Raw genomic sequence first — 24,115 nt, forward strand, 5'->3', positions numbered from 1 at the left:
TACCACAAGCGTGGCACCATGGAGAATTATATCAAGGAAGCGAAGAACGGTTTCCATTTCGACAAGACGGATAGCTCCTGTTTTCTGGAAAACCATGGCCGGATGATGGTAAGCCTCTTGGCTTACAACCTGGTCAACTTCATGAAAACAATCTGTTTACCGGCGAAAGAAGCGGCCTTCCAAGTAGACACCTTGCGCCTGCGCCTCTTCAAAGTGGCTGGCAAGCTGGTCCGCAGCGGCCGAAAGTTTTTTTTGAAGACGAGCTCTTCCCATGTCTACCAAAACCTGTTCTACCACTTATTGGACAAAATCCAGCAACTCTGTTGGTAGGGCCGAGAGCCAACTGAAATTTTAAAAAAATTAATGAATTCCAAGGGGATCGTGCGCCCAAAAACCGGAAGTTTTTCGTACTGATTCTTGAACGCAAACAAAATTTGAAACAATGGTGCGATTCACATTCGGAATACAATGATAAAAAAGTATAAACCAACGGTTTTCCTAAATTAATAAGGAAAATTTAGAAGTATGAATAATTCAGGTTTATTGCTTTTTATTTTCCAACGCACCAACGCAATCTCTTCGCCGTTCAACTCAATGGCAGTAATGATGGTTGGATAGACGCAACAACCGATATTAAAGTACGGCAGTTGGTTCTTTTTCGGATACTTAAAGCGATGCGTATGACCGCAAATGAGCATCATCTTGTTTTCTGCAATCCATTTTGAATAGTTTTTTTCAATCTTATGCCGCCGATTGATGTTCTTAACGGGACTGGATGGATTACGAATCCCGAAGGCATGCAAGAAACGCCAGAAATACTTCAAGGAAAGCATAGTGAGGAACCAAAACTGGTCATTGGGCGCATCGCCTTGATGACCATGAACCGTTAAAATTTCTTGACCTGTGTGAGTATTTTTAAGCAATAATGCCTCAATCGGTTTAATGCCTTTCAAGTAATCAAAAAAAGTTTCCGTATATTCATCGTAGTTGGTGTAATAGTGCTTCTCTACATATTCTGGATTTTTCAGGTAAATGTTGTGGTTCCCAAACATGAGGATAAAGCGGTCGTCATCGTAGAACTTCTTGATGCTGTCGAAGACTTCTGGGTGGGCATTTTTGACATGACGATAATCAGGATATTCCCATAGCTCATCGCCATCTCCTGCTTCTACATAGGTATAGCCATTTTTGTAGTAGTAGTCGATTGCATACTGAAAAATATTTCGATTACGAGTAAATTCATCTGCCAAACTTCCGTCGCCTCGATGATGATCACTAAAAAACACATATTTAGTCGTTTCATCGAAGTATTCAACGCGTGCATTCTCATAAGCTCCAGTCAACCTTTGTTTTGTAAACATACATTTCACCTCTGAATGACTTTTGTCTTACTACCAGTATACTGTAAAGTACAAAAAAGAAAAAATAATCAGGGTTATACGCAAAAACCCGAGAACCAAGTCTCGGGTTTTTGTAAAAATATGGAGATGGCGGGAGTCGAACCCGCGTCCAAACATATCGGCACTTCCAAATCTACGCTCATAGTTAAACGATTTAGAATTCGCTTTGTGCTAGCCGTTTAACAGGCATCACACGCAGCTAACCTGATTGATCTCTTCTGATTCCTACAGGTGGAAGGTTTCAGCGTAGCCCACTATGAGTGAGACCCTTACTTGAGTACATGGGCGATACCAAGAGGATCTTAGCTAGCTACTTTTACGCAGCGAAAGCTAAAGTATTATTGTTAGTTTTGTCAGTTATATTTAACTGGAACGTTTTTACGTAGCCGTAACCTACGAAGCGCATCAAAAGCTCGACCTATGCCTGTCGAATCCGTAACATCCCCTTTATAAAAAATAAAGGGCACTCCTTCTACTGGAGCACCCTTAATTATACAGGATTCTTACTTTTTGTCAATTGACTCGCTCGTAACGAGCGGCAGCTCATCGTCTTCATCTTTGTCGAGCGGCATAATTTTGTGTGTTGCCGGTTCTGTTTCTTTGTTGTACGTATTGTCCGGCGCAAAGTGTTCAATGCTGTTGAATTTCTCAAGATGGTAGAATCCTTCGTGATAGCTGACAACCGAAATACTGGCATTATCCAAGTGACGGTCAATCTCGAAATCCGGTATTAAAGCATGGATCATATTTCGAATGGTCATCCCATGAGATACGACCAATATATTCCTGCCGGTCTCCCGGTGTTCGTCAATTAATTTAATTAATCCTCTTTCTACTCGAAGCCAGAAGGTCAAGTAATCCTCTGCCTCATGGTAAGGATCCATCTTGCGCATCCCGTTTAGTTCTTGGATAACAGAGCGGTGATCTGAATAATCGATTCCATCCTCGTAGCCTAAGAATTTCCATAGTTTAGCCCATGTTTCGGGTGCATCCAGACCTTCAAATGAACCAAAGAAAATCTCACGAAACTCTGGCATGGCTACTACTTTTGGCTTTTCAACCATTTCATTCTCTTTGAGAATAATTTGTGCAGTTTCAAATGTACGTCTTAAATCGCTACAGTAAACAGCGTCAAATTTCACATCAGAAAGACCAGCACCACTTCTTGCCACATCGCGTTTCCCGCGGTTCGTTAACGGTGCATCCGACCAACCTTGCATCCGGTTATATTGATTTAAATAGGTTTCACCGTGACGCATAAAATAAAATGTAACACCTTTTGACATGATTCACCTAACCTATCTTATTTTTTCGTTACTCGCTCTACAATCTCACCTTCTTGGTAAGCCTTTAGAAGTTGTTGTAGATCTTGAACTTGTTGCATCAAACGTACGCCAACATCTGTTTCACGTACGGTTTTTCGTTTTAATTCCTTATCAACTATCCGGCGAGTGGAGACAATATCCTTCTCATTGATAATCGCATCTTTTACAGAAGTAAAAGGTTGATGGGAAACGAGCTGCATCCCAAATGAATTATACAACAACGTATACCCTGCAAGTCCAGTCGTAGGCTGGTATGCTTTAGAAAATCCACCATCAATGACAATTAGTTTGCCATTTGCCTTTAATGGGTTCTCGCCACGTTTTTCTTTTACAGGAGTATGGCCATTAATAATATGCCCTTTTTGAGGATCCAAGCCAAACTCTTCTAAAATTTTACAACAAACGTCCAGATTATCGCGTTCTTCGTAATAAATGTTTTTATTTTCAATATGTGTTTCTTTATTTTCAATATAAAGGCGCTCGAACGTTGTCATTTTATCTTTTCCAAACAGAGAAGAGGCTTTCCCTTCCCATTGGTACCAAATATAATCGAGATAACGTTCGTTTTCTTTTGGACGTTTGCGGTTCAGATACCCTTTCCGCAACACATCCTCGTATTTATCCAGTAAAGCTTTCCCCGAGTACTGCTTGTCATTAATCGTCATGGACATAAAACTTCCGTCTTCATTTAATGGCACACAGCCGTGGAACAAGAGGTTGTCGTTGTAAGTGAGGTACAAGCTGCCTTTACTGAACAGGAACTGGATATGCTTATGCAGTCGTTCGGAGTTCAGAAAACCTTCCATTAACCGCTGCACAACGATTTCTTCCTCTTCCGTTAACTTGAACGGGTCTTTTGGGTCAACCGTTGGGAAGTAGTTGCAACGAACCGGATAATCGATCCCATCCACTTCTACCGTTCCTGCTTCAAAGTCAATCTTTGAAAGTAATTGACGATTTTCCATTTCGAATTCAGGGTGGCGCTTGATAATTTCTCCTTCCAACTTGAATTGAATCACCGAAATAGCTTGATTCATTTTAGCAATTTGGCGGATTTCTTCTGGGTAAATCTTCTCTTCCCCATTTGGATCAATCTTAGGTAGGAATGGCTCATAGTTGTCTTCTGGATAATTCATCTCTGAAAAGAGCATCAACGGACGTAGTGAAATTCCGTACGCGTCTTCGATAATTTCTAAATTATCGTATCGGGCACAGATCCGGATTACGTTAGCCATACAGGCGGCTGAACCGCTCGCAGCTCCCATCCATAATACGTCATGATTTCCCCACTGGATGTTTAGTTCTTGATCATTCATTAATGTGTCGATAATCTTGTCTGGGTACGGGCCACGGTCGTAAATATCTCCAACAACGTGTAAATGATCGACAACTAAGCGCTGGATCAAGTATGCGAAAGCTGTAATCAATTCTTTTCCTCGTTTTAAGGAAATAACGGTACCGATGATTTTGTCGTAGTAATCTTCTTTGTTCGTCATGATACTGTCTTTGAAGAGCAATTCTTCCAAAATATACGCATAATCAGGCGGCAATGCTTTCCGCACTTTAGAGCGTGTGTACTTGGAACAGACGAACGCACAAAGTTCCGTAATCCGCGTAGTTGTGAGGGTGAAAAACTCCTCAATTTCTTCTTCACTCTCTAATTCTGCAAGAATGAAATCAATCTTCTCTTCTGGATAATAAACGATAACGGCAAGCTGATTCATCTCTCTCGTACTAAGACGACCTTGGAAAATCTCTCGAATCTTTTCTTTGATATTTCCTGATCCGTTCCTCAAAACGTGTTGCACTGCATCATACTCTCCGTGTAAGTCGCTAATAAAATGCTCCGTAGCTTTCGGTAGATTCATGATTGCTTCCAAATTGATGATCTCCGTTACGGTGTCTGCCATCGTTGGATACTGTTTAGCCAACAGGCGCAAATATTTATCTCTTCCTACGACCATGAGATCACCTCCGTTTATTTTTTCATTATATCGTTATATTTACTAATTCTATAACTACCTATATCATATCTTTTATTTCACAAAAAGAACAGAGTAAATCAAGGAATAAAACGTAATCATCGTAAACATATTGAATGCGACAAAACACTATTTTGTATACAGTGTTTTGTCGCATTCTTTTTTATCGTTCTTTTAACGCTCGGTCTACTTCTCGCTTGATGTCTTTTTGCTTCAAAGCTTCTCGTTTATCGTATTTCTTCTTCCCTTTGGCGACACCAATGAGTACCTTAGCAAATCCATCCTTCAAATAGACTTTCAGTGGGATTAAGGTAACACCCTCACTTTTTACTTGTCCAACCAAGGTCATGATTTGCTTCTTGTGCATCAACAGCTTCCGCGTGCGCAAGGGATCATGGTTAAAGATATTCCCTTGCTCAAAGGGGCTGATATGAACGTTCTGCAATAAAGCTTCTCCATTTCGGATTGATACATAGCCGTCACGTAAATTGATTTTTCCAGCCCGGATTGACTTTATCTCCGTCCCTTGCAAGACCATTCCAGCTTCAATCGTTTCTAAAATCGTGTAGTCATGACTTGCCTGACGATTCTGGGCTAGAACTTTTCCTTCTCCTTTTGGCATAAGCGTCCCCTCAATTTCTTATCTACGTTTCTTTTTCATCGGTTTACGTTTTTTGCCGGTTTTCTTTTGATCCCTTTCCGGCTTATTCGTTTTCTTGTTTTTCTTTTTAGTTGAGACGCGCATCTCTTCGTCATAGACCGTCCATTCTTGGTCTTCAACAATCGCAAAGTCAATTTCTCTTGAATCGATGTCTGCACGTGTTACTTCAATTTTCACCCGTTGCCCGATGCGGTATACAATTCCCGTTCGTTCTCCTAAAAGAACCATGTGACTTTCGATAAAGTTAAAGTAGTCTTGCTTCATATTAGAAATATGTACCAAGCCTTCTACCGTATTTGGTAACTCAACGAAAATCCCAAATTTTGTAACAGAGCTGATTACACCCTCAAATTGCATTCCGACTTTATCGACCATGAATTCTGTTTTCTTCAATGATTCTGTTTCGCGTTCTGCATCAACGGATCGGCGCTCTGTAACAGAACTTTGAATCGCGATGTCTGGTAATTTCCCAGCCCATTTTTCTTTGGTCGCAGTCATGTCTTCTGTATTCCCATATTCTCGAATGAGACGATGGACAATCAAGTCCGGATAGCGACGAATCGGTGAAGTGAAATGAGTATAATCTTTCGTAGCTAAACCATAGTGACCTACTGGCTCGGAATCGTATTTCGCCTGCTTCATGCTCCGCAAGAGCACTGTTGAAACAACTGCATTATACGCTTCCCCTTCTGTATGCTGCAGAATTTGTTGTAACTGTTTTGGCTTGATGTTCTCATTCGAACCACGCACCATGATTCCAAAAGTCGTCACAAATTCCATAAAACGAAGCATTTTCGCTGGATCCGGCTGCTCATGAATACGATACATGAATGACAGATTACGTTTTGTAAAGTGCGCCGCAATCGTTTCATTCGCGGAGAGCATGAATGATTCAATCAAACGTTCTCCAACGCCGCGTTGAACCACATAAATATCGAGTGGATGACCTTCTTCGTCTACGACAATTTTTGATTCATTTGTATCAAAGTCGATGGAGCCGCGAGATTTCCGTTTCTTCTCCAGAATCTTATGCAGCTTCTTCATTCCTTCAAGCATGTCGATGAAGTCTACATACTGCTCACGTGTTTCACGTTTGCGTTCATCTAAAATCTCGTTTACTGCGGTATAAGTGAATCGCTGATTCGAAATAATTACACTTGGGAAAATGTCATAATCTACGACTTTCCCAGTGCCATCAATTTCCATTTGGCAAGACATGGCAAGACGCTCTTCATTTGGTAACAAAGAACATACCCCATTGGATAGCTTCTGAGGCAGCATTGGCACCACACGGTCTGTTAAATACACACTGGTACCACGTTCATATGCTTCTCGGTCAATCGGAGATTGTTCGGTTACATAATAAGACACATCAGCAATATGGACTCCTAACAGGTAGTTGCCATTTTCCAGTTGCTTAAAGGAAATGGCATCGTCCAAGTCCTTCGCATCTGCTCCATCGATTGTAATAATCTTCTCGTCCCGTAAGTCTCTACGTTTAGCAATTTCTTCAGCTGGTATCTCAAAAGAAACTTTTTCTGCTTGTTCCATCGCATCTGCTGGAAACTCCGTTGGAATCCCAAATTTATACAGGATAGACAAAATATCCACTCCAGGTGCATTTTTATGACCTACTTCTTGTGTGACAAAACCGGTCATTGCAACTGGATTTTCAGCGGTCGGATATTCTTTCACTTCGACCACACAAATACTGCCTTCAACTGGTTGCACACCTTCTGGCAAGATGTATACGACTATATTTTTAATTTTGTTTTCTTGAGGGACAACGTAACCTAAGTAACCCGTTTCCTCTCTTCTCTTTGAATCATAAGGGAAGAATTCACCAACAATGCGCCCCGTTTTCCGCTCCAAAATGGCTACTACTTTTCCTTCAGGCCCTTTATTGTTCCACGGCTCTGGTTTACTAGTAACCGTAACTTCTACCGTGTCTCCTTCCATTGCACTCCCTGTATGCTCTCGGGAAATGTAAACATCATCTTCATTCGGATCATATTGCACAAAACCAAATCCACGATCGTTGGCACGGAATGTACCCGTTAACGTAGAACGGTTCCCCTTGATACGAAATTTACCGTCTTTCCCTAGAACAATCTGATCCTCTTCTTCTGCTTGTGCGATTGCTTTTACGAGTTGCTTGAAATCAGCAGCTGTATCATAGCCTAAAGCGACACTAAGCTGTTTGACTGTATAACCGCTTGGATTATCATTCAAGTAACGTTTTATTTGTTCTTGGATGTTCTGTGTGGTCGTCATAATTTCCCTTCTTTCCAATCTAATTGTGCCAGAAATGTCTTAACGGACTCTTCAAAATCTTTCCGGTTGGCTCCCACTGTGATGACATGAGTAGCCTCTGGAAAATGATAGTAGTGAACCTCTGCTTGAGATAATGCATCCCGCAATACTGTTCCATTCTCTGGGTCGATTAATTCATCTTTCCCAGCTGAAGCGATATAGTAAGGGACCGTAATTTTGTCTATATTTTCCTGAACTAATTTGGAAAATGCTCCAATTTCTTTCATCTGTTCTGGCAATTTTTTCTTAATGCGCTCCGTACCGGCTTGAAGTTCTTCCTTGTCCATACCCAAACGTTGGTTGAAGGAACGGTAGTAATTGACAAATGCTGCTGGCACATGACTTTCCCCTACTTGAAATACTGGTGAATTAAAGGATCCTCCTCCAATATAATCACCAATTTCAAGTGCACGGGTCGCCATGACGCCACCAAGCGAAAGACCCATTACTGCAATTTCATTGTATCCCTTATTACGCAGAAACTGTGTAGCTTCCTCTACATCCTTGATCCATTTTTCAGGACTGCCTATATCCAGAATATCTTCAAAGCGATGGGTCGCGTGCCCCGTGAATTGTGGTGCATATACCGTATAGCCTTCTCGTTCTAACTCGCGTCCCAATAAACGCATGTCATTAGCACTTCCTGTATAAGCATGCAACAACAAGACCGCTCTCTTTCCCTTCTCAAAAAAGAAAGATTCTGGTAATTTCATTGATTTCATTTGAAAACTCCTCTGCAACATTCTCTCTTTATTGTACTTGAAGAAAGAGGAAAATCCCACTCAGACACATAATTTGAGATAAAGAAAGGGGCAGGAACCGTTGTCCCTACCCCGTGGTTTAGCCTAGTTTGATGATAAATATGCAAGTACCAAGGCAATCACAATGAATATCGTTCCAAGTAATGCGGTGGTACGTCTGAGTCCAGCTTCAAATCCTCTAGCTTTTTGTTTTCCAAATAGTTGTTCTGCTCCGCCGCTTAGGGCACTTGCTGCATTCGTTTTTGATGGTAACATCACAACGGTAATAATCAACAAGATTGACACAATAATAAGAGCAATCAATAAGACGTCGTACAATAGGGGGACCTCCTTTAAATACTACTATTTACTATAGCACAAACAAACGTCAGATTCTAGATTAGGCGACTAAATTTCTTACTCAAATGCGTGGATAAACAGTCCACTTAATGGCCATGTTACCAACTCGTCTGTGTTAGCGTGAATAATGCCTAAAAAGAAATTATATTCTGCATTCGGATTCGCATTCAGATTCGCCTCTTTACGTCTTTCAGCGACTTCTTTCGCTGATTCAAATAAGTGCCTACCGGATATAATGGACAATCCACCTATCTCCTCTTGGAAAATACGAGTGATTTCTTTAACTAATGATTCTTCTTTGATCATCCATACACAATGATTACTGTCGTCTTCCTCATCTTCCGACTCAAACATATATACCGGAAATTTAGTAGCACGGAAATTTGCTAGCAACTGGTCGAGCTTCTCGTTTCTAGGACTGCTCAGAATAACCGGGCTAGTATGTGCTCCGCTAGATTCCAAATAACCCGTAACGTCGAATTTGCGTTCAAATTCTGGCGGTTCTTCGTAGGCAATATTACCTTTTTCATACTCATCAACGGCAATCGTTGCGACTAATCCATATTGGTATTCATTTTCTCGATGTAATCGATACAAATAGTACGCTTCCTTATGGTCTTGAATCAGCCACTTGTTTTCGATAAACGTCAACAAGTTTTCTTTTGCTTGTTTGAATATTTTTTCACGATCATCTACAAATTGTTCGGCTAAACTTACTTCTGCGCGCTCTACATGTAGAAATGATTTTGGATTAGAGTAGGCTATTTCTCTTGCTTCTTCTAGACTTAATACATCATAAAATGGACTAGCTACATGATCCACATTGTATGAACTGGGTCGAATTGCCCGAAACGGCTTTATTTTCACCATATTTTCACCCTTTTTCTGTACTTTGATTTTGTAAGTGTTTTCTTTTTATCTCAGCAATAACATTCATGCATATTATAACAGATTTATAGTAAAAGAAATGAAAACATTTTGTGACAAAGTTGGCTACAGAAAAAAGACCTACCTCTACCGGAGTAGAAATAGGTCTTCGGGAATCTATTATTTGTTAGCTAAGTTGTAGAAAGCTTCTAGGCCTTCGTAAACAGCTAGTTCGCCTAATTGATCTTCAATGCGTAGTAATTGGTTGTATTTAGCAATACGGTCTGTACGGCTCAATGAACCAGTCTTGATTTGGCCAGCATTTGTAGCAACTGAGATATCAGCAATTGTTGCATCTTCTGTTTCACCAGAACGGTGAGAGATAACAGCTGTGTATCCAGCTTTTTTAGCCATTTCAATTGCATCAAACGTTTCAGTCAAAGTACCGATTTGGTTAACTTTGATAAGGATTGAGTTACCAATTCCTTGTTTGATTCCTTTTGAAAGGATTTCTGTGTTTGTCACGAACAAGTCGTCACCAACCAATTGAACTTTTTCGCCTAGGCGTTCAGTTAGAAGTTTCCAACCTTCCCAGTCGTTTTCGTCCATACCATCTTCAATAGAGATGATTGGGTATTTGTTTACCAACTCTTCTAAGTAAGCAACTTGCTCTTCAAAGTTACGTTTTGCTCCATTTTCGCCTTCGAATTTAGAGTAATCATATACGCCATTTTCGTAGAACTCAGATGATGCACAGTCAAATCCTAGGTAAACATCTTTACCTGGTACAAGACCTACAGCTTTGATTGCTTCTAGAATTGTTTCAACGCCGTCTTCAGTTCCTTCGAAGCGAGGTGCGAATCCACCTTCGTCCCCAACAGAAGTTTCCAAACCACGTTTTTTCAAGATTGATTTCAATGCATGGAAGATTTCTGCTCCCCAACGCAATGCTTCTTTGAATGTAGGTGCTCCAACAGGAAGAACCATGAATTCTTGGAAAGCGATTGGTGCGTCAGAGTGAGATCCGCCGTTGATGATGTTCATCATTGGTGTTGGCAATACTTTTGTATTGAATCCACCTAAGTATTGGTACAAAGGAACATCCAAGTAGTCAGCAGCTGCGCGAGCTACAGCAATGGATACTGCTAGAATTGCGTTTGCACCCAATTTAGCTTTGTTTGGTGTACCATCTAATTCGATCATTGTGCGGTCAATTGCCAATTGGTCACGTACGTCGAAGCCGATGATTGCGTCTGCAATCACTTCGTTTACGTTCTCAACAGCTTTTAAGACACCTTTACCCAAGTAACGGTCTTTGTCTCCATCACGTAATTCAACTGCTTCGTGTTCACCAGTGGATGCTCCAGATGGAACCATTCCGCGACCAAATGCGCCGCTTTCTGTGTAAACTTCTACCTCTACTGTAGGATTACCACGTGAATCGAGTACTTCTCTAGCCAAAATATCTGTAATGTATGGCATTTTTTTCTCTCCTTTTTTCAAAAACAATACTTGGTTTAACATATATATTTTAGTCAACTTTGACGTTGATTGCAATCATTTCCGTAACTTCCTCATCATTTAATAATTAAGGACTCTCCGGTCATCTCTGCAGGTTTCTCAATACCGAGTAATTCCAACATAGTTGGTGCTACATCGGCAAGTTTACCGTCTGTTCTTAATTGAACACCTTTTTTGGTAACAATAACAGGAACTGGAACGGTTGTATGAGCAGTATGTGGGTTTCCTTCTGGCGTCATCATGGTATCAGCATTCCCATGGTCAGCAAAAATAATTGCAGTACCATCGTGAGCCAAGATGTTATCAACAACACGTCCTAGGTTTTCATCTACTGCTTCAATAGCTTTAATGGTTGGTTCAAGCATCCCTGAATGACCAACCATATCTGGGTTTGCGAAGTTCAAGATGATTGCATCATATTTATCTGCATCAATCTCTGCCATCAACGCATCGCCCACTTCGTACGCACTCATTTCTGGCTTCAAGTCATAAGTTGCCACTTTTGGAGAAGGAATTAAAATGCGGTCTTCTCCTTCATATGGATCATGCTTGCCGCCGTTCATGAAGAAGGTAACGTGTGGATATTTTTCGGTTTCAGCAATATGCAATTGCGTTTTTCCATGTTTTGAGAGCACTTCTGCTACTACGTTTTCTAACGCAATAGGAGGGAATGCTACATCTGCAATCACGCTTTCTTGATACAAGGTCATGGTCACAAATTTAACATTTTGTGGGTGGATGCCACGATCAAATTCAGTCCATGTAGGGTTCGTGAAGGCGTTCGAAAGTTGAATGGCACGGTCTGGACGGAAGTTAAAGAAAATGACTGCGTCATTATCCTTCACTGTACCAATCGGCTTATCATTTCGGACAATCACACTTGGTAAAACAAATTCATCCGTTACGTTGTTTGCATAGCTTTCAGTCACAACGTCTTGTGCAGAAGTATGTTTTCTTCCCACACCATGAACAATTGCTTGATAAGCTTGCTCCACACGTTCCCAACGATTGTCACGGTCCATTGCATAGTATCGACCAGATACAGAAGCAATCTCACCTAACCCAATTCGTTCCATTGCATCTTCAACGGTTTGAGTGTATCCTGGAGCGGCATGCGGATCTACGTCACGGCCATCTAGGAATGCGTGAAAATACAGTTTTTTGACTCCTTTTGCTTTTGCACTTTCAATCAAAGCAATCAGATGGTTAATGTGGCTATGAACGCCCCCATCAGATAGTAAACCGAATAGGTGCAAACTAGAATCGTGTCCGTTTACATGGTTAAATGCGCCCGCTAGAGCTGGGTTTGTTAAGAACTCACCATCTTGGATTGCTTTGTCAATCCGCGTTAAACTTTGATATACAACGCGTCCTGCTCCAATATTGGTATGTCCCACTTCAGAATTCCCCATTTGCCCTTCTGGTAAACCAACGGCTAGTCCAGAAGCTTGCATTGTTGCATGTGGAAATTCTTTCATATAACGGTCAAAGTTTGGTTTGTTTGCTTGCGCAACCGCATTTCCGACCGTTTCCGTACGACAACCAAAGCCGTCCAAGATGATGATTGCTACAGGTTTTTTATTCATTCTTTCACTGCCTCCAATAGTTGCAAGAAAGATTCTGCTTCCAAGCTTGCTCCACCAACAAGGGCACCATCAATGTGCTCTTGAGCTAGATATTCTTGAATATTTCCTGGCTTCACACTTCCGCCGTATTGAATGCGTACAGCAGTTGCTGCTGCTCCGCCAAACAATTCACGAACTGTTTCACGGACAATACCGCATGTTTCGTTCGCTTCTTCTGCGCTAGAAGATTTGCCAGTTCCAATTGCCCAAATTGGTTCATAAGCAATAACCAATTCAGAAACTTGTCCTTCGGTAAAATCTTTCAATCCATTTGTAATTTGCCCTTTAATCCATTCAGCAGTTTCACCCGCTTCACGTTGCTCAAGCGTTTCACCACAACAAAGGATCGGAACCATATTGTTACGGAAGATCGCATGTGCTTTTTTGTTAATGTCTTCATCTGTTTCATGGAAGAATTCTCTTCTTTCAGAATGTCCAACGATTACATAATTCACGCCTAAATTACCCAAAGCTTTCGGGCTGATTTCACCTGTGAAGGCTCCTTCGTCCTCGAAGTGGCAATTTTGTGCAGCAACTTTTAGCTCCGTACCTTCTGTGTTCATTACCATGCTTTCTAAGAAAAGTGCTGGAGCACCGATAACGGCATCCACTTTGTCATTTCCTGGAATTTCATTTTTCACTGCATCAATAAATTGACGTGCTTCTTCAGCAGTCTTATTCATCTTCCAGTTTCCTGCGATAATTGGTTTACGCATGTATAATCCTCCTTGCAAATAAAGTATTATTTGTCAGAAATTGCTGCTACTCCTGGTAGTTCTTTACCTTCTAAGTACTCCAATGATGCGCCGCCACCAGTAGAAATATGCGTAAAGTCATCCGCAAATCCTAATTGCATCGCTGCTGCTGCAGAGTCGCCACCACCAATGATTGTTGTTGCATCACTTAGTTTAGCAATTGCTTCACAGACACCAATTGTACCTTGTGCGAAGTTTTCAAATTCGAATACTCCCATTGGTCCGTTCCATACAACTGTTTTTGCACCTTGCAACTCTTTTGCAAACAATGCTTCTGATTCAGGTCCGATATCCAACCCTTGTTTGTCAGCTGGGATTTCATCAATAGAAACGACACCTGCTGCTGCATCATTGCTGAAAGAAGTAGCCAAACGTGCGTCTACTGGCAAGATTAGTTTGTCTCCTGCTCTTTCAAGCAATTCTTTCGCTAGATCAACCTTATCTACTTCTAGTAAGGAAGTACCGATTTCTTTTCCTTGAGCTTTCGCAAAAGTAAAGGCCATTCCTCCACCGATAATAACTTTGTCTGCTTTCTTCAACAAGTTTTCGATTACGCCAATCTTGTCACTAACTTTTGCTCCACCAAGGATCGCTACGAAAGGACGTGCTGGGTTATCTACTGCTCCACCGATGAATTTGATTTCTTTATCCATCAAGAAGCCTGCTGCTGATTCAAGATTTGAAGCAATTCCTACGTTTGAAGCATGCGCACGGTGCGCTGTTCCAAATGCATCGTTTACGAATAGGTCGCCAAGGCTTGCCCAGTATTTACCTAATTCAGGATCGTTTTTGCTTTCTTTCTTACCATCAATGTCTTCAAAACGAGTGTTTTCAAACATCATTACTTCACCGTCTTGTAGGCTGTTGATTGCCGCTTCTAATTCTTGACCGCGTGTTTCTGCTACAAACGGAACCGCTTGGTCTAACAATTCAGCTAAACGAGTTGCGACTGGTTTCAAGCTCAACTTCGCTTTATCTTCTTCTGTTTTCACTTTACCTAAGTGAGAGAAAAGGATAACTTTTGCTTTGTTATCGATCAGATATTTGATTGTTGGCAATGCTTGAACAATCCGGTTGTCATTCGTGATTTCGCCGTCTTTCATTGGTACGTTGAAATCTGCACGAACTAATACTTTCTTACCTGCTACATCTAAATCAGTAACTACTTTCTTTGTCATAAAAAGGAACCCCCTTTAGTATTTTTCCATAAAAAAAAGCGGGAAGCGCGTTGCTTCCCCGCTTTTCGTTCACTACGATCCAGCTATTGGATTGACTTATCTATTAAGCTAATTGAGTGAAGTATTTTAGCGTACGAACTAATTGAGCAGTGTAAGACATTTCATTGTCATACCATGCAACAGTTTTAACCAATTGTTTGTCGCCTGCATCGATTACTTTTGTTTGAGTTTCGTCGAACAATGAACCGAAAGTCATACCTACGATATCTGAAGAAACGATTTCGTCAGCAGTGTATCCGTAAGATTCGTTAGCTGCTGCTTTCATAGCTGCGTTGACTTCATCAACAGTAACTTTCTTATCAAGGATTGTTACTAATTCAGTTAGAGAACCAGCTGCAACAGGAACACGTTGTGCTGCTCCATCTAATTTACCTTTCAATTCTGGCAATACATCACCGATTGCTTTAGCAGCACCAGTTGTGTTAGGAATGATGTTTTCTGCTGCAGCACGAGCACGACGGAAGTCGCCTTTACGGTGTGGAGCATCCAATGTGTTTTGGTCACCTGTGTAAGCATGAATTGTAGTCATCAAACCACTTACGATACCAAAATTGTCATTCAATGTTTTAGCCATAGGAGCTAAACAGTTTGTAGTACATGAAGCACCAGAAACAATAATATCTTCGCTTGTTAATGATTCATGGTTTACATTGTAAACGATTGTTTTGATGTCGCTTCCTGCAGGAGCAGATAGCAATACACGTTCTGCACCAGCTTCGATATGAGCCATTGCAGCTTTTTTGCTGTTGAAGAATCCAGTACATTCTAGAACGAATTCTACACCTAACTCTCCCCATGGATTGTCAGCAGGATTGGAGTTAGAGAAGATTTTGATATCTTTACCGTTAATAGTAAAGTGAGTATCATGAACTTCTACCTCACCATTGAATCTGCCTTGTGTAGTATCATATTTCAATAAATGTGCCAACATTTTTGCGTCTGTTAAGTCGTTGATTGCCACCACTTCAATATCTTCTAGTTCTTGAATGCGACGGAAAGCAAGACGTCCAATACGTCCAAAACCGTTAATTGCAATTTTTGTTGTCATACTAAGATTTCCTCCTTCAGGATAATCAAATATTTTTATTTTAAAGGGGATTACCCTTTTAAAATCAAGTTAGCAGCACCTTCATCTGTTACAAGCCATGTATGTGTAGGTGCGATGTGTGCGTAAGCTTCAATGGCTTGCGCTTTTGAATTCCCTCCTGCTATGGCTATCGCATAAGGAATCCGTTCCACATCTTCAATCTGGAGACCGAAGCGGGATAGTCGGTGAACAATATGACCTTCTTTGTCAAAGTAACATCCAAAGGCTTCACCAACTGGTTTTTTTTCACGTAATGTCTTTTTTTCTTCTTCTGACATTTTACGCCGTTCCATCATCACTTTAGCATTTCCAATGCTATATAACAAGCAATTCGCATATTTCATTTTATCAATTGTTTGTCTGATTGATGGTTCATTCTGCAAGGATGCAAGCGCTAATTCGCTCAAGTTATCCGGTACAAACAAGGCCGTGTTTTCTCCGCCCGTTGCTTGCGCCATTAAGTCACTAACGGTGTTGGCTTGAATAGACATTAATTCACCTAGTCCGCCCCGCGCTGGAACAAACGTGAAATGTCGTTGCTTCGACAAGTCTGTTGTCATGATCCGCGCCATCGCTGCCATCGTACTACCACCAGCCACTGCTACAACAAATTCTCCTTCTGGGAGTAATTCATCAAACAAAGAAGCTGCTTCTCGTCCGAGTTCTTCTAAAACATCTGGATTCTCATCCACATCTCCTGGAACAATCCGGCAAAATTGAAGCCCTAGTTTTTTTGCTAGTCCCTCTTCTTTTGTATCCATTCTCATCAAACGATCCATTACTTCTTCTAAAGCATGAAAGACTTTTTTCCCTTTATGGGTCAATTCCATCCCTGCTTTGGAACTTGTCAACAAACCATGCTTTTTCAAAAAATCAGTTTCTGTACGGAGCGTCCGTTCAGATTGATGCAAGGTTTCTGACAAAGCCCTTCTTCCGATGGGAGCTCGGGCTTGAATCGTTTCAAGAATTTGATAGCGATTTTGTAGTACGTTTATCAAATCGGGGATGATTTTTTGTAAGACCGAAATAGAATCTTTCATCGTACCCCTCATTTCTTCTGGTTGGTCGTTTTAAGACCTGTCTTTGCTCATTGTTTGTGGCATTGCAAATCCTTACAACACTTATTCTATCAATAAACAGTAGCATTTACAACTGTTTTATACTATTTTCTCTTTTTCTTTTCACAAGAAGTGGTCGAATTAAGTCCCACATCTTTCATAAAATAATCGTTTAGCTATTTAAAAACATTCAATTTTAACAACGTACACGGATAAAGTTCGATCCTACATAGCAAAAAGACCACCCCTACTGCCAGTAGAGGTGGTCTTTATTTGCGCTCGTTGCGGCTTAATAAGTTAGGTTATATTTTTTCACGAACCCACTTCATCTGTTCTTATTTAGATAAGTCTTTGGAGCTTTCCATTACTTCGTCAACAAGACCATATTCTTTTGCTTGTTGTGCACTCAAATAGTTGTCACGGTCTGTATCACGTTCAATCACTTCGATTGGTTGACCGGTTCTTTCGGACAAAATACGGTTCAATGTATCACGTGTTTTCAAGATGTGACGTGCAGCGATTTCGATTTCAGTCGCTTGTCCTTGAGCTCCACCTAGTGGTTGGTGAATCATAATTTCTGCATTTGGCAACGCAAAACGTTTCCCTTTTGTACCAGCAGCTAATAGGAAGCTACCCATTGATGCAGCCATACCCATTGCAATGGTTTGAACATCTGATTTTACAAAGTTCATTGTATCAAAAATTGCTAGCCCAGCAGAAACGGATCCGCCTGGTGAGTTAATGTAGATATAAATATCTTTTTCTGGATCTTGCGCATCTAAGAATAAAAGTTGTGCAATTACAGAATTAGCCGTGTCATCATCAATCGGGCCGCTCAACATAATGATTCGGTCTTTCAATAGTCTTGAATAAATATCATAGGCGCGTTCACCGCGAGAAGATTGTTCAATAACTGTAGGGATTAAATTCATGTTCATTCCTCCTGATTTTACTTTCTATTGCTTTCGAAATAATTTTACCTCAAAGGTCAAAAAAGGTCAACAAATACACCTTGAAAAACAAAATAGGATCCGAAACGAAAAACGTTCCGGATCCCGAATGATCTACGTCGCCTGAGGGAATCGAACCCCCATCGCAAGAACCGGAATCTTGAGTGATATCCATTACACTAAGGCGACACAACAGTATAATTGTACCACAGCTTTTCCGTTCGTTCAATGGTTTATAAAAAATGAAAGGGAAAACTTCTCAGCTTTTCCCTTTCAATAAGGAAGAAGTGTTAGCGCACGTAGTCCAAGATGCGCTGCCACGTTTCAGGTTCGAAAACTTGCATTGCTTCCCCGTCGCCAAGCACACTATAGCCAACCATTAATCCTATTGCGAATAGAACTACTGCCAAAACAATAAAAAGAATAATCCATACAATCGTTCTGATAATTGGCTTAAAGTCGAATTTCATAAGTTCATTCCTTTACATGCTGCTTCTTTGAAATAGTCTTCGTAAAAACGAACGACTTCTGCTCTTTGCTTGTCTTTGTTTACCCATATTTTCTAATAGGATACCAGTTCCTATTGCTACAGAATCAAGTGGATCTGCCGCAGAAAATACTGGTACTTCTAATTCACCACTAAACAGCTCTTCAATATTTCGTATCAAAGAACCGCCGCCTGTTAAGACAATTCCTGTATTGATAATATCGGCACCTAGTTCAGGTGGCGTTTTTTCTAATACATCTTTTGCTTGTTCCACAATCAGCATCAAAGTTTCATGCATCGCATGGTAAACTTCTTCGGAAGTAATACTGATTGTTCTTGGTAACCCAGTTACCATATCACGACCACGAATTTCCATACTCTCAATCTTCTCTGGCAACAAAGCCGTACCAATTTTAATCTTAATGTCTTCAGAGGTACGTTCACCGATTAGTAATTTATGTTCGCGTTTCACATAGTTACTGATGTCGGCATCTAGCTTGTCTCCTGCCATTTTCAATGAATTGCTGGTTACAATACCTCCTAGTGATAGGATTGCAATATCGCTCGTTCCTCCACCAATATCAATGACCATGTTTCCATTTGGTTGGAAGATATCAAGTCCTGCACCAACTGCCGCTACTTTTGGTTCTTCTTCCAAGTAGACGTTTTTACCGCCACTTTTTTCTGCAGCATCAATAATTGCTTTTTGTTCGATTGCCGTGATGTTTGTTGGACAGCAGATCAAGATGTCTGGCTTTGTTAATAATCCTTTTACATTCAAACGGTTAATAAAGTGTGTAAGCATTGCTTCTGTAATGTCAAAGTCAGCAATTACTCCGCCTTTTAGCGGACGAATCACCGTGATGTTGGACGGTGTACGCCCTACCATACGATATGCTTCTGCGCCGACTGCTAGTACCTTATTCGTTGCTGTATCCAATGCTACTACGGAAGGCTCGTTCAGAACGATTCCTTTTCCTTTCACATGAATCAAAACATTCGCGGTACCTAAGTCAATTCCTATGTCTTTAGCCAAATTATTCCCCCCTTACTACTCAGGAACGCTATTATACAAATAATGCGTCCAAATCTTGTTTCGTCAATACTTTGCTCTCTTCTTCGTTTACTCGTTCGATTTCAGCTCCAAGATTGCGCAACTTGCGGTCGAAATGATAATAGCCGCGATCTAAATGATATAAATTCGTTACTCTAGTATACCCCTCTGCTAGTAGGCCTGCAATAATAAGGGCCGCTGCTGCACGTAAATCAGAAGCTGCTACTTCTGCACCTTGTAAATTTGAATCGCCATAGAGCAATACGGTTTGACCTTCTACTTTGAAATTAGCGTTCATGCGACGTAATTCTTCTAAGTGCATAAAACGGTTCTCAAATACCGTTTCTGTCATTGTACTTGTTCCATGAGAGTGCAATTGCGCAATTGTCATTTGTGCTTGCATATCTGTTGGGAATCCAGGGTGTGGCATTGTTTTTACATCCGTTGCTTTTAGAACTTTTGGTCCAATTACTCGTAATCCATTCACTTCTTCTTCAATAGAAACGCCCATTTCTTTTAGTTTAGAAATCAGGGGTTTATTGTGATCTGCGATGGCATCTTCGATTAAGACGTTTCCGTTTGTTACGGCAGCTGCCACCATGAATGTTCCTGTTTCAATACGGTCTGGAATAATAGAATGTTCAGTAGCTGTTAATTCTTTTACCCCTTCAATACGGATTGCTTCGGTACCGGCACCATAAACTTTCGCACCCATACGATTTAGGAAGTTAGCCAAGTCCACAATTTCTGGTTCGCGAGCCGCATTTTCGATGATGGAAGTTCCTTCAGCGAAAACAGCTCCCATCATGATGTTTTGAGTAGCTCCTACACTTGGGAAGTCCAAGTAAATACGCGCACCTTTTAATTTTTCAGCGTACGCTTCAACAAAGCCTTTTTCAATCTTGATGGTTGCTCCCATCGCTTCAAAGCCTTTTAAATGCAAGTCGATTGGACGTGTACCAATCGCACATCCGCCTGGTAGTGCAACTTTTGCCTTTCCAAGACGAGCCAACAATGGTCCCATAACAACAATCGATGCTCTCATTTTACTTACATATTCAAATGGAGCTTCCCAATCTACATCACCAGATGCATCGGCTACAATCGTACCTGTTTCTTCATCAAACTCAATATCAATATTAATGTGTTTCAATACATTCTTCATTGTGTAAACATCAGAAAGAACCGGCACATTCGTTAATACCGTTTTTCCTTTTGATGCTAAGATTGTCGCTGCAACAATGGGAAGCACAGCATTCTTTGCCCCTTCAGCTTTCACTGTTCCAACTAGGCGGTTTCCGCCTCGAACAATCATTTTTTCCATTCTATTATCCCTCCGACACTTCTCGTTCATCTGCTCTATAACGTTCCAATTGATTAAGTGTTTACCATTTTAATTTCATATTTATCCATCTTAAAGTAGCAGCGCTAAGTTCCTTGAAATTTCAATAAATTCCAAGAAAAAAGAGCTAACCGTGTAGCCTAATGCGATAGAGAGAAAGAAGTACAAAATTCTCGCCTCTTGTTCATGGTTCTTACGAATCCATTTCTCAATTCGCATGGCTTTCATTGCCCAAAAAGCCAAAAAAATAAATAACATATGAGAAAGAATCGTTAACAGACCAAATGTGAATAGATAGTCCATTATCATTACACCTCCTCATAGTCTCAAACTATACTACCATAAAACATTTGAAAAAAAAACAGCTTCAGTCTTTTTTAATCTTTACAAGATAGTGACAGTTTTTTTGAAACTGTTTTTACAAATCATTGCTTGAACCTATTATAACGGCATTTTTCTTGAAAATGAACTATTTTGAACTAAAAATCGCAAACAATTCGAATTCAAAGGATAAAAAAATAAGAAAAAAGCTCCCCTTCAAGGAGAGCTTTCCTAATTAAATCCTTTTATCAGATACACCAATCCGGTTGATGGCTTTTGCTAGAGAAACTTTAGCACGAATAAATTCTTGGCTATTTTTCGTTTCTCTTGCTTCACTCATCCGTTTTTCCGCTTCTGTTTTCGCTCGCTCTGCTCGGTCAATATCAATATCGCGTGCCCGTTCCGCGGTATTGGCAATCACGTTCACTTTATTTTCTCGTACTTCCATGATCCCACCACTGACTGCTATATGGTTTTGCTGTAACTCATCGGTCACCCGAGTGACAATCAACTCACCAATGGCAAGCGGAACAATAATGGGAGTATGGCTTGGTAGAATCGTAATTCCGCCATCTGTGGTTTGTGCATGGACTTCTTTGGCGCGGTGCTCAAAAATTGTGCCGTCTGGAGTAATTACATTTACTAATAAAACAGCCATTTGTTACACCCCTTTGTAGCCTAATTGTCCTGCTTTTTCTAGAACCTCTTCAATTGTTCCCACATTTCGGAATGCTTCTTCCGGAACATCATCATGTTTGCCATCGATGATTTCCTTGAATCCGCGAATCGTTTCTTGAACGGGAACATAAGAGCCTGGGATACCGGTAAAGGCTTCTGCCACGTGGAAATTTTGTGATAGGAAGAATTGAATCCGTCTTGCACGTCCTACCAACTCTTTTTCTGTATCAGAAAGTTCATCGATTCCTAAGATGGCAATAATATCTTGAAGTTCGCGATAACGTTGTAAAATGCGTTGTACTTCTGTTGCCACTTCGTAGTGTTCTTCCCCTACAATAGAAGGGTCCAAAGCACTGGAAGACGATGCCAATGGGTCAACGGCAGGATAAATTCCTTGCTCAGTCAGACGACGCTCCAAGTTTGTTGTAGCATCCAAGTGGGCAAAGGTTGTTGCAGGAGCCGGGTCGGTATAGTCATCTGCTGGTACATAAATAGCTTGAATCGAAGTAATCGATCCGTTTTGCGTAGAAGTGATCCGTTCTTGCAAGTCACCCATTTCGGTCGCAAGGGTTGGTTGATATCCTACTGCAGAAGGCATTCTACCTAACAAAGCTGAAATCTCTGAACCAGCTTGAGTAAACCGATAAATATTGTCGATAAACAGTAGTACATCTTGATGCTCTTCGTCACGGAAATGCTCTGCCATTGTCAATCCTGTCAAAGCAACACGCATCCGCGCGCCAGGTGGTTCGTTCATTTGGCCGAACACCATAGCGGTCCGTTCACCTACACCTGATTCCTTCATTTCGTAGTACAAGTCGTTCCCTTCACGGGTCCGTTCACCTACACCCGTAAAGACAGAAATTCCTCCATGTTCTTCTGCAACATTATGGATTAGTTCCTGAATCAGTACGGTCTTTCCAACTCCAGCTCCACCGAATAAACCGATTTTCCCACCTTTTAAGTAAGGGGCAAGCAAGTCAATTACTTTAATTCCGGTTTCTAAGATTTCATAGTTACTACTTAGGTCCGCATATTTAGGTGCAGGCTTATGAATAGAAGTCCGAGGGAAATCCTCGCTAAAAGATTCACCTCTATCAATTGTATCCCCTAGTACATTAAAAACACGGCCTAACGTTTCTTTTCCGACTGGAACTCGAATCGGATGTCCAGTATCAATGACGTCAAGTCCTCGTTGCAAGCCATCTGTTGATTCCATCGCAATCGCACGGACTACACCGTTCCCCAATTGAATCGATACTTCTAATACGATTGTTTGAACAGAACCATCTGCACGATTCTTTTCTACTTTTAAGGCGTGATTAATGTCAGGAAGTCCTTGTTCTAGGGGGAAGCTAACATCGACTACTGGCCCAACTATTTGCACAATTTGTCCTTTTCTCATTTATTTATGCATCCCCTTTATTTCTCTTTTAGCGCTTCTGCTCCACCAACGATTTCGTTGATTTCTTGCGTAATCGCAGTTTGTCGCAACTGATTGTATTGGATGGTTAAATCACTGATCAAGTTGGCTGCGTTGTCAGTAGCACTCTTCATTGCTGTCATTCGAGAAGCATGTTCTGCGGTTTTTGCATCAATAATGGCTCCATAAATCAAGCTCTCTGCATATTGTGGCAGTAATACCTCTAAAATATCTTCTTTTGTCGGTTCAAATAAATAATCTACTTCATATTCTTCTGCTTCATCTGGATCTAAATCAGATAAAGGCAGCATTTTCTCTGCACGGAACTCAGAGAGCAATGCATTGATATGATGATTGTAACAAACGTACAGCTCATCAAAATCCCCTGATCGGTAATGTTCTACAATCTGGCTGACAATACTGCGTACACTCTCAAAAGAAGGCTGATCGCCAAGATCTGGCACAACGTGTTCTACCTTAATGCCATTTTTTCTTAAATCAAGTGCGAGTGTTTCACCAATCGTAATCACCATGTATTCTTCATCACTTGCATGATCAGAACGAACCATTTCACGACTGGATTTCAGTACGGAGCTGTTGTAGCTTCCTGCCAATCCTTTATCGCTAGAAATAATCAGATAAGCAGTTCGGTTCACAGGTCGTTCGATTAACAAGTCATGAAAATTAATTAACTGTTGTTCTTGCGCATATGCGTGACCTTGTTCTTCCAAAATAGTCAGTTCTGCTCCAGCAATATGCGTAACAATTTCTCTAATTTTATGCGCATATTCTTGATAGCGACGCACTTTTTGCTCGGAACGTGTCAATTTAGAAGCCGAAACCATTTGCATTGCATTTGTAATCTGGCTCGTTTTTTTAGTAGAAGCTATTCTTTTCTTTATATCAATTAACGATGAAGCCATTCTCT

General features: G+C 40.9%; 23 protein-coding genes, 1 tRNA gene and 1 other RNA gene. 1 reads left to right on the top strand and 24 read right to left on the bottom strand.

The features are described 5' to 3' along the window. The coding region (locus PVE40_RS06375) for a transposase (protein WP_274731050.1) at nucleotides 1-330 on the top strand (330 nt) is incomplete at its 5' end. Nucleotides 331-503: 173 nt separating this feature from the next. Here PVE40_RS06375 and PVE40_RS06380 read toward each other — a convergent pair. The 24 genes from PVE40_RS06380 to PVE40_RS06495 all read right to left on the bottom strand — a co-directional run bounded on the left by PVE40_RS06380 (nucleotide 504) and on the right by PVE40_RS06495 (nucleotide 24,110). Then, a complete protein-coding gene (locus PVE40_RS06380; RefSeq protein ID WP_274731051.1) occupies nucleotides 504-1,361 on the bottom strand; it encodes a metallophosphoesterase family protein in 858 nt (285 codons plus the stop codon). A gap of 118 nt (nucleotides 1,362-1,479) precedes the next feature. After that, nucleotides 1,480-1,846, bottom strand: a transfer-messenger RNA (tmRNA) gene (gene ssrA, locus PVE40_RS06385). Between the two features lie 57 nt (nucleotides 1,847-1,903). After that, nucleotides 1,904-2,686 (bottom strand): histidine phosphatase family protein, encoded by a 783-nt coding sequence (locus PVE40_RS06390; protein ID WP_274731052.1) that lies wholly within the window; start codon nucleotides 2,684-2,686, stop codon nucleotides 1,904-1,906. 17 nt (nucleotides 2,687-2,703) lie between these two features. After that, complete coding sequence (locus PVE40_RS06395) at nucleotides 2,704-4,689, bottom strand: fructose-1,6-bisphosphatase (protein ID WP_274731053.1); 1,986 nt, start codon at nucleotides 4,687-4,689, stop codon at nucleotides 2,704-2,706. A gap of 181 nt (nucleotides 4,690-4,870) precedes the next feature. After that, nucleotides 4,871-5,329 (bottom strand): SsrA-binding protein SmpB, encoded by a 459-nt coding sequence (gene smpB / locus PVE40_RS06400; RefSeq protein WP_274731054.1) that lies wholly within the window; start codon nucleotides 5,327-5,329, stop codon nucleotides 4,871-4,873. A gap of 18 nt (nucleotides 5,330-5,347) precedes the next feature. Next, on the bottom strand, nucleotides 5,348-7,642 hold the full coding sequence (gene rnr / locus PVE40_RS06405) for a ribonuclease R (RefSeq protein ID WP_274731055.1): 2,295 nt from the start codon (nucleotides 7,640-7,642) through the stop codon (nucleotides 5,348-5,350). Then, the gene (locus PVE40_RS06410; protein WP_274731056.1) at nucleotides 7,639-8,403 is read right to left on the bottom strand and encodes an alpha/beta hydrolase; all 765 of its coding nucleotides are present in this window, start codon (nucleotides 8,401-8,403) and stop codon (nucleotides 7,639-7,641) included. Before PVE40_RS06410 ends, rnr begins: the two co-directional genes overlap by 4 nt. Nucleotides 8,404-8,526: 123 nt before the next feature. Beyond that, nucleotides 8,527-8,760, bottom strand: coding sequence for a preprotein translocase subunit SecG (secG, locus tag PVE40_RS06415; protein WP_274731057.1), 234 nt, complete (start codon nucleotides 8,758-8,760; stop codon nucleotides 8,527-8,529). A gap of 78 nt (nucleotides 8,761-8,838) precedes the next feature. Continuing rightward, nucleotides 8,839-9,651: a DUF1015 domain-containing protein gene (locus PVE40_RS06420; protein WP_274731058.1), complete on the bottom strand. Its 813-nt coding sequence runs from the start codon at nucleotides 9,649-9,651 to the stop codon at nucleotides 8,839-8,841. A 177-nt stretch (nucleotides 9,652-9,828) separates the two neighbouring features. Continuing rightward, the gene (gene eno / locus PVE40_RS06425; RefSeq protein ID WP_274731059.1) at nucleotides 9,829-11,130 is read right to left on the bottom strand and encodes a phosphopyruvate hydratase; all 1,302 of its coding nucleotides are present in this window, start codon (nucleotides 11,128-11,130) and stop codon (nucleotides 9,829-9,831) included. Between the two features lie 95 nt (nucleotides 11,131-11,225). Beyond that, nucleotides 11,226-12,755 carry a 2,3-bisphosphoglycerate-independent phosphoglycerate mutase gene (gpmI, locus tag PVE40_RS06430; protein ID WP_274731060.1) on the bottom strand — a complete coding sequence of 510 codons (1,530 nt, stop codon included), beginning with the start codon at nucleotides 12,753-12,755 and terminating at the stop codon, nucleotides 11,226-11,228. After that, a complete protein-coding gene (gene tpiA, locus PVE40_RS06435; protein WP_274731061.1) occupies nucleotides 12,752-13,510 on the bottom strand; it encodes a triose-phosphate isomerase in 759 nt (252 codons plus the stop codon). Before tpiA ends, gpmI begins: the two co-directional genes overlap by 4 nt. Before the next feature lie 26 nt (nucleotides 13,511-13,536). Then, nucleotides 13,537-14,727: a phosphoglycerate kinase gene (locus PVE40_RS06440; protein ID WP_274731062.1), complete on the bottom strand. Its 1,191-nt coding sequence runs from the start codon at nucleotides 14,725-14,727 to the stop codon at nucleotides 13,537-13,539. Between the two features lie 103 nt (nucleotides 14,728-14,830). Then, nucleotides 14,831-15,835, bottom strand: coding sequence for a type I glyceraldehyde-3-phosphate dehydrogenase (gene gap, locus PVE40_RS06445; RefSeq protein ID WP_274731063.1), 1,005 nt, complete (start codon nucleotides 15,833-15,835; stop codon nucleotides 14,831-14,833). A 50-nt stretch (nucleotides 15,836-15,885) separates the two neighbouring features. After that, nucleotides 15,886-16,914 carry a sugar-binding transcriptional regulator gene (locus PVE40_RS06450; protein ID WP_274731064.1) on the bottom strand — a complete coding sequence of 343 codons (1,029 nt, stop codon included), beginning with the start codon at nucleotides 16,912-16,914 and terminating at the stop codon, nucleotides 15,886-15,888. 353 nt (nucleotides 16,915-17,267) lie between these two features. Next, nucleotides 17,268-17,864, bottom strand: coding sequence for an ATP-dependent Clp endopeptidase proteolytic subunit ClpP (gene clpP / locus PVE40_RS06455; RefSeq protein ID WP_274731065.1), 597 nt, complete (start codon nucleotides 17,862-17,864; stop codon nucleotides 17,268-17,270). Nucleotides 17,865-17,999: 135 nt separating this feature from the next. Continuing rightward, a tRNA-Arg gene (locus tag PVE40_RS06460) sits at nucleotides 18,000-18,071 on the bottom strand. 101 nt (nucleotides 18,072-18,172) lie between these two features. Further along, the gene (locus PVE40_RS06465; RefSeq protein WP_274731066.1) at nucleotides 18,173-18,352 is read right to left on the bottom strand and encodes a DNA-directed RNA polymerase subunit beta; all 180 of its coding nucleotides are present in this window, start codon (nucleotides 18,350-18,352) and stop codon (nucleotides 18,173-18,175) included. A gap of 12 nt (nucleotides 18,353-18,364) precedes the next feature. Then, nucleotides 18,365-19,405 (bottom strand): rod shape-determining protein, encoded by a 1,041-nt coding sequence (mreB, locus tag PVE40_RS06470; protein ID WP_274731067.1) that lies wholly within the window; start codon nucleotides 19,403-19,405, stop codon nucleotides 18,365-18,367. Nucleotides 19,406-19,436: 31 nt separating this feature from the next. Beyond that, nucleotides 19,437-20,747: a UDP-N-acetylglucosamine 1-carboxyvinyltransferase gene (gene murA, locus PVE40_RS06475; protein ID WP_274731068.1), complete on the bottom strand. Its 1,311-nt coding sequence runs from the start codon at nucleotides 20,745-20,747 to the stop codon at nucleotides 19,437-19,439. A gap of 90 nt (nucleotides 20,748-20,837) precedes the next feature. Continuing rightward, nucleotides 20,838-21,068, bottom strand: a complete 231-nt coding sequence (locus tag PVE40_RS06480) for a DUF1146 family protein (protein WP_274731069.1) — start codon at nucleotides 21,066-21,068, stop codon at nucleotides 20,838-20,840. Nucleotides 21,069-21,321: 253 nt separating this feature from the next. Next, nucleotides 21,322-21,744 carry a F0F1 ATP synthase subunit epsilon gene (locus PVE40_RS06485; protein WP_274731070.1) on the bottom strand — a complete coding sequence of 141 codons (423 nt, stop codon included), beginning with the start codon at nucleotides 21,742-21,744 and terminating at the stop codon, nucleotides 21,322-21,324. A gap of 3 nt (nucleotides 21,745-21,747) precedes the next feature. Further along, nucleotides 21,748-23,169: a F0F1 ATP synthase subunit beta gene (gene atpD, locus PVE40_RS06490; protein WP_274731071.1), complete on the bottom strand. Its 1,422-nt coding sequence runs from the start codon at nucleotides 23,167-23,169 to the stop codon at nucleotides 21,748-21,750. A gap of 17 nt (nucleotides 23,170-23,186) precedes the next feature. Beyond that, the gene (locus tag PVE40_RS06495; protein ID WP_274731072.1) at nucleotides 23,187-24,110 is read right to left on the bottom strand and encodes a F0F1 ATP synthase subunit gamma; all 924 of its coding nucleotides are present in this window, start codon (nucleotides 24,108-24,110) and stop codon (nucleotides 23,187-23,189) included. Nucleotides 24,111-24,115: the final 5 nt, after the last annotated feature.

Source organism: Jeotgalibaca caeni, from assembly GCF_028863945.1.
Lineage (GTDB): Bacteria > Bacillota > Bacilli > Lactobacillales > Aerococcaceae > Jeotgalibaca > Jeotgalibaca caeni.